This window comes from Hydrococcus rivularis NIES-593 (assembly GCF_001904635.1).
Lineage (GTDB): Bacteria > Cyanobacteriota > Cyanobacteriia > Cyanobacteriales > Microcystaceae > Hydrococcus > Hydrococcus rivularis.
Genome location: NZ_MRCB01000034.1, coordinates 1 through 12198, shown reverse-complemented (window position 1 = coordinate 12198; position 12198 = coordinate 1). Strand labels below are relative to the sequence as shown.

Genomic DNA, 12198 nt, shown 5'->3' with positions numbered 1-12198 from the left:
TTGAGTTTTCGTTGCGATCGCGTCCGAGTTTATTTTAGGTTTATATTTGTAAGCGATCGCAAGACAAGTTCTCATTAAATGAATTATAAATATTGTAGTGCGTTCGCGTAGCGTGTCCGGAGGGCATACGTCTCGCTCGCGCTTTTCAAGATACCTGCACTTTACCATTAAAAGAACCTTCTCCGAGAACGTGCGGCAGCTTCTCCAAAATCTAAACGCTCGCTCTAACTCATTTTCAATTTACTATAAGCCGTAAAATAGGCGATTTCTTAGGTCATCGCTTCGCGGATTGCACCTTTCAAACACAAAACAATGCCCGTTATCGATGTCGAACACTTAACCAAAATCTATCCGGTTGCCATCAAACAACCGGGTCTAAAAGGCACGTTAACCCATTTTTTCCGCCGTACCTACCGACAAGTCAAAGCCGTACAAGATATTTCCTTTCAAATAGAAGCGGGAGAGATGGTAGGATTTTTGGGTCCTAACGGTGCAGGAAAAACCACTACCCTGAAAATGCTGACAGGACTTATTCATCCCTCTAGCGGACGAGTAGAAGTCGCAGGTTACGTTCCCTTTCGCCGACAGCCGCAGTTTTTAGAGAAGATTAGCTTAGTCATGGGGCAAAAACAACAGCTACTCTGGGATTTACCTGCCCTCGACTCCCTCAAAATCAATGCTGCCGTCTACAAAATTCCCGACAGGATCTTTGCGCGACGACTGCAAGAACTCGCCGAGATGCTTTCTTTGCAAGAAAAACTAACTCAACCAGTGCGCAAGCTTTCTCTCGGCGAACGCATGAAAGCGGAACTGTTAGCAGCCCTTCTCCATCACCCGCAAGTGCTATTTTTAGACGAACCGACGCTGGGTTTAGATGTTAATGCCCAAGCTGCCGTCCGGGAATTTTTAAAAGAATACAACCAACGCTATCAAGCGACGATTTTGCTGACCAGTCATTATATGGCAGACATTACCGCTTTGTGCAAGCGAGTCATTCTGATTCATCAGGGACGGTTAATGTACGACGGGAGTTTAGAAGAACTGCTAGAACGGTTTGCACCCTGTCGAGAAGTGAGAGTAGAATTGGCGCATCCGATGCCGCCAGAAAAATTGGCTCGATACGGCGAGATTGAGACAGTAGAAGGACAAGAAGTTCGTTTTCTCGTGCGGCGAGAGAAATTAACAACAACGATTTCTCAAATTCTTGCTCAATTAGAAGTAATCGATTTAAGCGTGACCGAACCTCCTATTGAAGATGTTATCGGTCGTCTTTTCAGTACGGGAGTGGTTTGACGATCGAAATGGAGACAAAAAATAGGACGAGATAAGAGTAATACCCATAATCCAACAATGAGCGAGCTAGAACAAAACAAACGTATTAATCAAATACGAAGGCAACTGACGCAAGCAGTAGAGCGGATCAAAACGCTAGAGTTATACCATTTTTCATTCATTAATGACACAGATAGTCGATCGCCCTCACCCCCAACCCCTCTCCCNATTTGGGAGAGGGGAGAAGAATGTCGATCGCGAAAACCTGAAAATTGGTATTAGATATGGAGCCTGACGGAAGAATTACCGAGGTTTTTAGTGCGATGGAAAATCATGTGGATGACTAAGTTTGAGCAGGTTTATGCTCGACTCGATCGCATAGAAAGCGAATTTAGAAGTCGATTTGACCGACTAGAGCATCAATTCAATCGCCTGCAAGCCAAGATGGAAGTGATGTTTGTGCCATTACTGGATTGGGCGATTTGCCGGAAGATGAAGAAACTTCATTAATTCAAATTCAAACAAGGAGAAATATCTATTTCTTGAGAGCCTGACTTCGATTTAATTATGCCGATAAAATTAGTGCGGGGACAGCGCGTTGACGAACAAACTTTTGCGATCGCAATGCCTTTAGTGCCAATTAATTCTAACGTAAACATAGAATAGCTATCGCTTGGGGAAAGGCTTCTATAAAGCGCATTATTATCTTCTACAAGAGCGGTTGTTTTGACATCTCCAATATAGTCTGTAATAAGTTTGCAAGCTTCGAGGCGGTTGCTTTCTCCTTCGTAGGTATATGAAAAATTTCTTAATCCCCACTCGTGTCGAATGTTAGCAGGAATAATCGTTCCCGGAGGAAAAGAAGTATTAATAAGCAGGAAATAAGGAATTAAAATTGTAGCTAATAAAGGACTGCCATAAAGCAATCTCTGAGAAAAAGATGGCGTTTTCTGAGCTGGAAATTGACAGGCTAGAAAAATGGTTAACCCAAAAATAATTGCAAAGGGAAAAAGATAAATCAGCAAGGCTAAAGAAATTTTCGAGGCGGTTTCTAGGGACGATCTTAAAAGATAGCCTTTTGTTTTCTTGGGAACAGAAGCAATAAAAAATCCCAAAATTAGAAAGATTAAAACTGACAATAAAGTGGTTGCCAATACAAAGAAAAAAGCAATCCCAATAGAGCGATTGTAATTATCTACCTTAGTGATAATCAAAACGTTACCTAAAAAACCAATAAAAGCTCCCAAACAAATAATTAAAGGGTTAAAGTTGCTTCTGCGTTCTTGATAAACCCAGATCGCGATCGCGCTACAACATAGAGAAACAAAGGTTGCGATCGCAAAACTATAAGGATAATCGAGGGGAGCGCGAGGAGATAGGATTGGGGTTTCAAAAAAGCGATTGAAGTAAAATAAATTTAATAACCATAAAATCGTCAAACAAGGAATACACCAGTAAAAAATGAGTAAAGTAGTACGAACTGCCTTCATATTGAGAAATAACGAATCATGAAATGGATATGGAAACAGGCGACTACCCTGTTATTAACCCACTACGCTCACATGCTCGAATATCGAGCCGAGATATTTTTATGGGCGCTCTCAAATTCTTTACCGCTTATTTTAATGGGAGTTTGGATTCAAGCATCGCAACAGGGAGATTTTGGTTTTAGTTCGGTCGATTTTGCTCGCTACTTTTTCGCAGTTTTCATAATCCGACAATTTACAACGATTTGGGTCATCTGGGAATTTGAAAGGGAAGTGGTAGAAGGTCAGTTGTCCTTTCGACTGCTGCAACCCATCGATCCGGTATGGCATCATATTGCTAGGCACATCGCAGAAAAAATGACCCGCCTGCCGCTGGCGATCGTGCTAATCGTTCTCTTTTTCTGGCTTTATCCCCAAGCGTTTTGGATACCAAGTCCTAAAGAATTTTTGCTTTTTGCGATCGCAACTGTCATGGCATTTGCGCTGCGTTTTTTGAGTCAGTATTCATTTGCTATGTTTGCCTTTTGGACGGAACGAGCAAGTGCGATCGAACAATTTTGGTTTTTATTCTATATCTTTCTGTCCGGACTAATCGCTCCTCTAGAAGTTTTTCCGCCGCTCGTCCGGGAAATTGTTCTCTGGACTCCACTGCCCTATTTCTTATATTTCCCGGCAGCATTACTGGTCGGTTTTCCAGTTAATTTTATTCGCGGAGCCTTAATTACCTTGGGATGGGGAATTCTATTCTTCATTATCAACCGTTGGCTATGGCGGCGAGGACTGCAACAATATTCAGGAATGGGAGCATAATCAGTTACCAGCGCACAATAACCAGTAAACAGTCATAAGCGAGCGACAAATATCTGGTAACTGGTAACTGATAACTGGTAACTGAATTTAGCTTGCAGCTTCGGCTGCTTTTTGAGATGGGCTGGCGTTTCTGGGAGTCGAAGACGTGCGAGTAGTTGCTTCTTCTATAGGAGCAAACTCTATATGGTTTAATAAAGTAGTCACGAATGCAAACAGCAAAAATGGCAATGACAGAACCAGAACGATCCCTACCGTGGCTAAGGCATAGATTTGACGAGTGCTGCTCCACAAGGCCAAGGTAGTAGCCAGCGTTATGAAGATAACCATCAACCAGACAATAATTTGCCCATAGATATCGCCAAAAGTCAGAGTACAGATCATACGATATCTTTGAATTTCTTTTTCCATCGTACTTATCCCAAAATCGTATTAGTTTAATGCTCTAGGTTAAGGCTACGATCTTTGTTCTAGACTATATTTAAAGATTTTTCTAAAGAGTCGCAATATGAATTTACAATCGATGTCTTTTATGTCATCAGCGGTATAAGTAATATTATTGAAAATAAGAGTGCTACAGATGTTGGCTGAATTGAGTATGGGGGAATAGCGAAGCGCTCCGATCGTCGATGTCAATTGCGAATTGTGAATTTGACCGTGCCAATCGCCGATCCCAAGGAAATTAGGGATTTTTCCAAACTTTCTCATATCCTGTAATAGGCTAGAAGTAGAAAGCCAATTACAATTTGTAGGAGGTTATTCAACCGCGTGGAAGGAAATTCTATCGTTCGGGATCGCGATTATACGCTCATCATCGACAAGAGTGGCAGCATGTCCACTTCCGATCGACCAGGTAGTAAGACTCGTTGGGAAACTGCCCAAGAGTGTACGCTAGCTTTGGCTAAAGAATGCGAAAAGTTCGATCCTGACGGCATTACCTTATATTTGTTTTCCGGTCGCTTTAAGCGATACGATAATGTGACTTCCGATCGAGTCGCGAAAATTTATGAGGAAAACCAGCCCATGGGTCGTAGCGATTTGGCTAGCGTACTTCAGGATGCTTTGGATAACTATTTTCAGCGCAAAGCTGCGGGGAAGACTAAGCCGAACGGAGAAACTATCTTGGTAATTACGGATGGCGAACCCTACGATCGCAAAGCGGTGATGCGGGAGATTATCGAAGCGTCTTGCGCGATCGATTGCGATAAAGAACTAGCGATTTTTCTGATTCAAGTGGGGAAAGATAAAAAAGCAACAGAGTTTCTTAAAGCTTTAGACGATCGACTCAAAGATGCCGGAGCCAAATTTGATATTGTTAGTACTATTACGATTGACGAGATGGAAGGCATGACGCTGAGCGATGTTTTACTCAAGGCGATCGCTGCATGAATATTCCCGCCGCTAAACTAGCTACGAGTTCTAGCGGGGGTAAGACAACCAACTCTAGCTATCGCTATCTCCTTTAAAGACGCTGAGAGCCTTCGGCTCCGCTACGCTAACGCCAACGGATACTCGGCAGGCTTTATTGACCTTTAGAAAGGAATGTCATCCAAATCCCCTTCAGCGACCGTAGAAACGGGTTCTTTGGGCGTTCCTATCGTTTCAGCTTCTAGCTCAGAAAACCGATCGCTTTGTGTCTGTGTCGGTGCAGGAGCTTTTGAATGACGAACAGTCGCAGCAGTTGGGCGATTTCCTTCAAAAGCAGCTTTGACTGACGGAGCAGTTGAGACAGCCATCCCCTCGATATGATAAATGCGAGATGCAACCAATTCAGCTTTTTTTTCTTTGAATCCTTTTGGATGATCGACTGTTTTCATCGAGAGACGGCCTTCAATAATAACGCGATCGCCTTCAGAATAGTTTTGTGCCATCTCTTCGGCTAAATTTCTCCAGCCAACCACTAATAAGGTCGATCGCTCCTCCGGTTTTGTCCCTTCAAACTCCACTAACATGTCAGTGACGGGAACTCCATCGGGCGTGTGACGCAGTTCCGGCTTGCGAACGATTGTTGCCATTAAAATACAGCTATTCATCTTAATTGAGTTCCTTTTTGATTATTCTTAGTATAGAACATTTGTACTTTATTTGTGAGTCCTTTGTCTTTTGTTGGAGAATTTAGGAGCAGGAGCGAGTTTAATTCTCAAAACATCCAATCTAACTCCAGATTAACAAGACTAAACCCGCCCGTACAGAAATTTAAAATTCTCCTTGTCTCCTTGTCCGGGAGTTTCCTAAACGGTTGCGATCTCGCTCTGTTCTCGGTCGATAAATTCTTGAACGCGCCCTCGATAATCTTTAAGAGCGCGATCGACCCAATCGCGATCGTCGCTGTTGGCAAAGATATGAACTAGCGGCTCTCCTGCGTCGGGCAAAATCAACACCCAATTGTCGTTGCGAGGATTGATGACTTTTACGCCATCGATCAACTGTAGCTCTTCTGTTGTGTGGGTTTCTACAAGATATCGCATCAAAGCTCCCTTTACCTTCCAAGGACAGCGAAGGGTGTAGGACTTATGATAAACGCGCGGCAGTTCGGTACGAACTTGAGCCAGCGATCGCTCTTGTATGGTCAGCATTTCGATCAGTTTAGCAATACTGAACATAGCATCGAATCCCGGATGGAGATGGGGGAAGATAAAGCCCATTTCGCCGCTACCGCCCAAAACGACGTTGGGATTATCCTGAGACGCTTCCATCAATGCCGTTGGGTTGGCTTTTGTGCGAATGACCTTTCCATCGTGGCGGCGGACAATTTGTTCTACCGCGCTGGAGGCGTGTACCGGAACGACTACCGTACTTCTCGGATAAGCGGTAAGAATCATATTCACCATCAAAGCTGTCAACTGTTCGCCCCGAATCGCCAGTCCAGATTCATCGACTAATATGAATTGTTCTCCATTTGCCGATACCTGAACTCCCAAATTGGCTTTGAGGACTTCTACTACTTGACCGAGTTGACCGAGCAATGCCTCGCGTTCTTCTGCTGAAATAGCTGTTTGGCGCAAACTGGCATTGAGAACCACTGCATCGCAGCCGAACTTGGAGAGCAATTCTGGCAAAATTGCTCCCGAAACTCCATAAACATAGTCAATGACGATTTTTGAGCCGCTATGGCGAATGGCTTCCACATTAAGCTGGGTTTCAAAAGTTTTTCTGTAAGTATCGAGTACCTGAGCTTGCGAAGGAATTGACATATTGCCAATATCCTGAATGGAAGCGCGTCGCAGGTCTTCTTTAAAATAAGCTCCTTCAATTTTCTTTTCTTTCGCTTTTGAAATATTAATTCCCTGCGAATCGAAAAATTCGATCAGAATCGAGTCCGGGCGATCGGGATGAACCCGCGAGTGAATGCCACCTACCACGCCCAGCTTCGGGGTCATGGTACGCGCAATGGGAATAGCCGTTGCCTCTAGATTTTGCACGTGAACTCCCACTGACATCAAACCTGCAATAATAGAACGGCTAACCATGCGAGAGACGCTACGTTGGTCGCGGGAAACCACCACTTGAGAACCGGGTTTTAAGGTCGAACCATAGGCAGCCCCAAGTTTGACGGCAAATTCTGGCGTGATATCGATGTTGGCCAGTCCGGAAACGCCCCGTTGACCGAAGAGGTTGCGTTGGGCGGTGCTGCCCCAGATTAAATTAATATTTAAAATTGCCCCCGATTCAATGCGCTTACTGGGCCAGACTCTGACTCCCGTACTGATTTGGGCTTCTTCGCCGATAGTGGAGAGCGACCCGATGACTGCTCCTTCTAAGACTTGAGCGCGGCGATCGACTCTCGTGCCCCTGGCAATGACGCAGGCAGCTAGGTGGGCTTCGTCGCCGATGGTAGCGCCATTCCAGATAATCGGTCGCTTGAGGTCTGCGCCTGCACCGATAGTAACATTGTCGCCAACGACCGTTCCAGCTTCAATGTTGGCTCCCGGACCGATACGGCAATTGTTGCCGATAATCGCTGGCGCTTCTACCTTGGCAGTGGGATCGATGTAGGTATTTTGCCCGATCCACAGTCCGGGAGATTTTTCTTCGTAGGCAAAATCTAGTTTGACTTTTCTTTGTAAGGCATCGTAGTGGGCATCTCGATAGGCATCGAGATGACCGACATCGCACCAGTATCCTTCGGCAATAAATCCGTAAATGGGTTCGTCTTTTTGCAAAAGTAAGGGAAAAAGGTCTTTAGAAAAGTCGCTTTCTTCGTTAGGAGGTAGATATTCTAAAATTTCTGGTTCGAGGATGTAGGTTCCCGTATTAACGGTGTCGGAAAAAATTTCGCTGGTAGAGGGTTTTTCTAGAAAGCGGCGAATGCGTCCTTCCCTATCGGTAATGACGACCCCAAATTCAATGGGGTTAGGAACGCGAGTCAGCACGATGGTTGCTTTGGATCGCTTTTCTTTGTGAAAGGCGATCGCAGCTTGTAAGTCAAAGTCAGTGATGCTATCGCCGCTGATGACTAAAAAGGTATTGTCTAACAACTCGGCAATATTCTTGACACAGCCAGCCGTACCTAGAGGTTGTTCGTCTTCTACCGAGTAGGTCATTTCTACCCCAAATTCGCTCCCGTCTTGAAAATAGTCTCGCATCGCATCTGGGAGATAGTGAAGCGTAGCAATAACCTCCGTAATTTGATGCCGTTTGAGCAGATTGATGATGTGTTCTGCGATCGGTCGGTTTAGAACGGGTACCATCGGTTTTGGTAGATCGCAGGTTAAGGGTCTTAGCCTCGTTCCCGAACCTCCAGCCATCAGCACTGCGCGCATAAGTCCTCCTTGCCTTTTTAATACTTTTATACTAAGAGAACAACTCGCTTGTTCTCTTTCTGTTGCTTTCTACCTACTTAAAGTTAAGATTGCCTTGCATTCTACCATCCCCACAAACGCCACCTCAAAGGTCTTAGAAGTACCTTAAGGGAATTAGTTCTCTTAAAATGGAATAAAAAAGGCTAATAGGGGTTGTTGAGATGAAACTGATAGGAGTTATCTTGGTCATTGCCTATATTTGGGGCGCTTGGAAGTTCTGGAAAGGATTCGATCGCACGAATTTTAATCGCAGTTTGCCCAATCGCACGCGGTTAGCTTTGCTGTGGCCCGTTTTGCTCATTATGAATCCGTCCTATCGAAAAAACTTTCAAAAAGCACTTAGAGGTTAGGCAACCCTAGTTAATCGACTCATATTTCCTAACAATGACTGATTTGAAAATTTGTCGGTTCGGTCAGGATGAAGGATGACACAGAAAGATTGATTCCGTTCTCTGCCCCATCCTTGTGCTTTCCTAAGGGAAAAATTTGGCTTGTTGGCGGAACGAGCGACAGCGCGACAATTGCCAGAGCGATCGCAGCCGAACAATTCCCTTGTACAGTTACTGTAACAACTAGTGCAGCCCGATCGCTCTATCCGCAGAGACAAAACTTAAAAATTGAGATAGCATCTATGGATATTTCCCAAATGGATAAGTTTTGCTGGCGCGAGCAAATCGTTGCCATCGTCGATGCTTCTCATCCATACGCCGTAGCGGTTTCTGAGGGCGCGATCGCAACTGCCCAGACAAAACAGATTCCCTACCTGCGTTACGAACGTCCTTCAGTCAATTTTCCTAGCTTAGATAAGGGCGCGATCGAGTTAGATAGTCTTGAAACGCTCGTCAATGGCGATTACCTTCTAGGACAGCGGGTATTATTAACCGTTGGTTATAAAGCTTTACCTTTATTTAAGCCGTGGCAAAATCGAGCGACATTATTTACTCGTCTTCTTCCTGCGCTAAACTCGTTAGAAGTTGCTATTTCTGCTGGCTTTAGCAGCGATCGCATTATTGCCCTTCGCCCTCCTGTCAGTGCCGAGTTAGAAAAAGCTTTATGGCAGCAATGGCAGATTTCTCTGGTCGTCACTAAAGCGTCTGGAAGAGCAGGAGGAGAAGATGTCAAGCGATCCGTTGCAGCAGAGTTAGGTGTTTCTTTGATTGTCATTGCCCGACCGAAGGTTGCCTATCCACAGCAAACTAGCAATCTCTCAGATGTTATAGCCTTTTGTCGTCAACATTTATTGCTCGATTAGGAAGATAATTATGTCCGAACCGATTACGCCAGTTATTAGCGATCGCATCTGCAAGCACATGAACGAAGATCACGGCGATGCCTTGGTTCTCTATGCCAAAGCCTTCGGGAATTCGCCCGAAGCTGAAACCGCCCAGATGATTTCTATCGATCCCCAGGGGATGAATTTAGCGGTTCAAATCAAAGGCGAAACTGTACCCGTTCGCATCAAGTTCGATCGCGATCTCAAAGATGCCCAAGACGCTCATTATAAACTTATCGATATGGTTAAACAAGCTCGACAAATGCAGGTACAGGCGTAAGGAGGAGGAGTGTGGAAGGTGTGGGGAGTTAGTCAATCAACCAATCATCTGGATAGGTAATCATCTTGACTAAACCACTGAGAACTTGATTATAAATTCCACTGAGGTTAATTGCTTCTGTATGATCGTCAAGTCCTAAAAGCGTTCTGAGCAAAGTGCCATATGCAATCATGTAGATTCATATAAAACGATATGATTTCCTCATAACTATTCGAATTAGAACTAGAATTTTTAAGTAGATAACAAACACGTATCTTGCGTTTGAGACTCATTGACTAGACAACGGCAGTATATAACAACACAATGTCCAATATACCAATACAGGTCACGACAGATTTAAATCAAGTCCTAGCCCAAATCAATACTAAGCTAGACAAAATTGATGAACGTCTTAACAAGCTAGAGGTAGGGCAAGCCAGATTAGAGGAAAAAATGGATGGATTAGGTAAACGCTTCGAGTCTCAAGAGTTTATCAGTCGAGGTGTTCTGATCGGTTTGATTGTCGCTATTCTAGGGGGACTCGCCAAACTGTTTGGCTTTGTGGGCAATCCCTAGACCTTTATTAGGTTGGCGATCGCGCTCTATAAACCCCAATCACAGGTATTAAAAAATTACGCGATCGCCAACCTCAATAGACTCAGATCTTGTACCTCCGCTTCACTCAACAAGGGAATGAATTCCCAAGTTCGAACGCGAAAGTCCTCGCCTCTAGGACTAAATGATGACTAGATAAGGCTTTTAGTCCATTTTAATGGACTTATACTGTTAGCCAAGAAATTTATTTCTTGGCGAGATTTTAATGTTTACTTAATTGGCATTTTAACTACTAATTAAGCATACTAGGTACTGAAGACCCCCACACAAGAAAGATACTGTGAAAAGTCAGGTTACTAATAACTATTTCCCCTCCATCCCATAAACTTACTACCAATTCTAAAAATTATTGCATTTGCTAGTCCTAATTCTTGAGCGGCACTCACGAGCAAATGAGCTTGTTTTTTTACAGAGTTAAGATAGTCGGGACAATTAACAAAATCTAGACAAAGTACGGTAGAACAGTCCCACGGTTCTCGGAAAACTTTACAATCTTGAGGGAGAAAAGTGACTAAAGACCGAAAACGGTTAAGTGCGGCTTTTTCAAAATCTGCGCTAGTGCAATCAAAAGATGAATAGGGATGACTCATAAAGTTTTCAAATTGTCCATATAAAGCAATCGCGCCTCACATCTTTTCACTTTATCTCAACCAGAAAATTCCTATCTTTTCGTAAGAATTTTTTCTGTTTTTTTTGTTATCTGTGCTACACAGTAGAGAAACGCGATTATTTCTACTACCATTCTATCTTTTTAGAAAGGCGTTGCTTGCTTATAGAAATGGCATAAGTCCGATAGTTTTTTATTGACTGTGAAGTGATTCCTGGAGCGATCGCACAAGATTTAGACATGCCTTGCAAAACCGTAAAAATTCCTGCTAAATTAGTCCGTAAAGCTCTACAGTATTGTATTAGAGTTAGAATTAGGCAGGACGCTTGCCTATTGTTTTTCCAAAAGCAGGTCGTTCGGAAATTCGCTTGATATAGTTTAAAACGGCTGGATATTCGCTCAAATCTAGCTTTAGCATCATCGGCACGTAAGCCAAAATCGAGCCAACGGCAACGTCGGCTACGGTAAACTCGTCGCCTAATAGAAATGGCTGGCGATCGAAGATCTGATTGAGTGGTGTCAATAACTTCGGCGTTTCCTGCTCCCGAACGCTTTCGACAAAAAGTCCCGTCGCCAAGGTTGAATTGGCAAAGATTACCCATTGAACGATAGCGCTTTTTCCCTCCAAAGATTCGGGCATTTTGCCGTATTTTTCCGCTAAATAAAGCAAAATTGCTCCCGATTCCCAAAGCCGGAAATCTCCCTCAACAATCGCAGGAACTTTTCCTATGGGATTAATTGCCAGAAAATCTGGTTTTCGGTGTTCTCCAGCTTCCATATCGAGCAGGACGAATTCGTAAGGAATCCGCTCTTAAGAACTTAGACAAGATAGGATAAAGTTAGATCGACTTAGACACTATCCTGATGTCTTATTTCTGCTTCATTCAGAGTCACTGAAACATCAGTTTCTGTAACCTACTCTGTCCACAGACTGTAACGGTAGAGCTTACCGCCATTTTCGCTAAGTTATGACTAGCGTTTAAATCTCTATCACAACTAAATCCACAAGCACAATTAAAGCCTCTCTCTGATAACTTGAGAGTCTTTTTAATAGTTCCACAACTAGAGCAAGTTTT

At 43.8% G+C, this 12198-nt stretch carries 15 protein-coding genes and 1 pseudogene; 8 read left to right on the top strand and 8 right to left on the bottom strand.

Features of this window, described 5'->3' with window-relative positions; translation table 11 throughout:
- Window positions 1-312 precede the first annotated feature (312 nt).
- Window positions 313-1293, top strand: coding sequence for an ABC transporter ATP-binding protein (locus tag NIES593_RS19840; protein ID WP_073601230.1), 981 nt, complete (start codon window positions 313-315; stop codon window positions 1291-1293).
- Window positions 1294-1611: 318 nt separating this feature from the next.
- The gene (locus tag NIES593_RS25830) at window positions 1612-1782 is read left to right on the top strand and encodes a hypothetical protein (RefSeq protein ID WP_217651980.1); all 171 of its coding nucleotides are present in this window, start codon (window positions 1612-1614) and stop codon (window positions 1780-1782) included.
- On the opposite strand, the gene NIES593_RS19825 is transcribed toward NIES593_RS25830, so the two are convergent.
- Window positions 1779-2762, bottom strand: a complete 984-nt coding sequence (locus NIES593_RS19825) for a hypothetical protein (RefSeq protein WP_073601228.1) — start codon at window positions 2760-2762, stop codon at window positions 1779-1781. The genes NIES593_RS25830 and NIES593_RS19825 overlap by 4 nt on opposite strands.
- 18 nt (window positions 2763-2780) lie before the next feature.
- On the opposite strand from NIES593_RS19825, the gene NIES593_RS19820 reads away from it, so the two are divergent.
- On the top strand, window positions 2781-3569 hold the full coding sequence (locus NIES593_RS19820; RefSeq protein WP_073601227.1) for an ABC transporter permease: 789 nt from the start codon (window positions 2781-2783) through the stop codon (window positions 3567-3569).
- A gap of 87 nt (window positions 3570-3656) precedes the next feature.
- On the opposite strand, the gene NIES593_RS19815 is transcribed toward NIES593_RS19820, so the two are convergent.
- Window positions 3657-3977 (bottom strand): hypothetical protein, encoded by a 321-nt coding sequence (locus NIES593_RS19815; RefSeq protein WP_073601226.1) that lies wholly within the window; start codon window positions 3975-3977, stop codon window positions 3657-3659.
- A 372-nt stretch (window positions 3978-4349) separates the two neighbouring features.
- Here NIES593_RS19815 and NIES593_RS19810 point away from each other — a divergent pair, with 372 nt between their 5' ends.
- Window positions 4350-4955 (top strand): vWA domain-containing protein, encoded by a 606-nt coding sequence (locus NIES593_RS19810; protein ID WP_073601261.1) that lies wholly within the window; start codon window positions 4350-4352, stop codon window positions 4953-4955.
- Between the two features lie 143 nt (window positions 4956-5098).
- Here NIES593_RS19810 and NIES593_RS19805 read toward each other — a convergent pair whose 3' ends face one another.
- Together NIES593_RS19805 and NIES593_RS19800 are read right to left on the bottom strand one after the other, a co-directional pair.
- Entirely contained in the window at window positions 5099-5599 is a 501-nt protein-coding gene (locus NIES593_RS19805; RefSeq protein WP_073601225.1) for a single-stranded DNA-binding protein, read from the bottom strand.
- 198 nt (window positions 5600-5797) lie between these two features.
- A complete protein-coding gene (locus NIES593_RS19800; protein ID WP_073601224.1) occupies window positions 5798-8329 on the bottom strand; it encodes a mannose-1-phosphate guanyltransferase in 2532 nt (843 codons plus the stop codon).
- Window positions 8330-8529: 200 nt separating this feature from the next.
- Between NIES593_RS19800 and NIES593_RS19795 the strand changes: the two genes are divergently transcribed.
- The 3 genes from NIES593_RS19795 (at window position 8530) to NIES593_RS19785 (ending at window position 9921) form a co-directional block, all read left to right on the top strand.
- A complete protein-coding gene (locus tag NIES593_RS19795) occupies window positions 8530-8718 on the top strand; it encodes a hypothetical protein (RefSeq protein WP_073601223.1) in 189 nt (62 codons plus the stop codon).
- Window positions 8719-8786: 68 nt separating this feature from the next.
- Window positions 8787-9620 carry a cobalt-precorrin-6A reductase gene (locus tag NIES593_RS19790; RefSeq protein WP_175561186.1) on the top strand — a complete coding sequence of 278 codons (834 nt, stop codon included), beginning with the start codon at window positions 8787-8789 and terminating at the stop codon, window positions 9618-9620.
- Between the two features lie 10 nt (window positions 9621-9630).
- Window positions 9631-9921, top strand: coding sequence for a DUF2470 domain-containing protein (locus tag NIES593_RS19785; RefSeq protein WP_073601221.1), 291 nt, complete (start codon window positions 9631-9633; stop codon window positions 9919-9921).
- Window positions 9922-9949: 28 nt separating this feature from the next.
- Here NIES593_RS19785 and NIES593_RS24350 read toward each other — a convergent pair whose 3' ends face one another.
- Window positions 9950-10093 (bottom strand): hypothetical protein, encoded by a 144-nt coding sequence (locus tag NIES593_RS24350; protein WP_175561185.1) that lies wholly within the window; start codon window positions 10091-10093, stop codon window positions 9950-9952.
- 131 nt (window positions 10094-10224) lie between these two features.
- Here NIES593_RS24350 and NIES593_RS19780 point away from each other — a divergent pair, with 131 nt between their 5' ends.
- Window positions 10225-10476: a hypothetical protein gene (locus NIES593_RS19780; RefSeq protein WP_073601220.1), complete on the top strand. Its 252-nt coding sequence runs from the start codon at window positions 10225-10227 to the stop codon at window positions 10474-10476.
- Window positions 10477-10811: 335 nt separating this feature from the next.
- On the opposite strand, the gene NIES593_RS19775 is transcribed toward NIES593_RS19780, so the two are convergent.
- From NIES593_RS19775 to NIES593_RS19765, 3 genes and pseudogenes are all read right to left on the bottom strand, one after another.
- The gene (locus NIES593_RS19775; RefSeq protein ID WP_041393096.1) at window positions 10812-11105 is read right to left on the bottom strand and encodes a hypothetical protein; all 294 of its coding nucleotides are present in this window, start codon (window positions 11103-11105) and stop codon (window positions 10812-10814) included.
- A gap of 330 nt (window positions 11106-11435) precedes the next feature.
- Window positions 11436-11927, bottom strand: a pseudogene (locus NIES593_RS19770) (glutathione S-transferase family protein); the annotation flags it as partial.
- Between the two features lie 85 nt (window positions 11928-12012).
- On the bottom strand, window positions 12013-12198 hold a 186-nt coding region (locus tag NIES593_RS19765), incomplete at its 5' end, for a zinc ribbon domain-containing protein (RefSeq protein WP_139253760.1).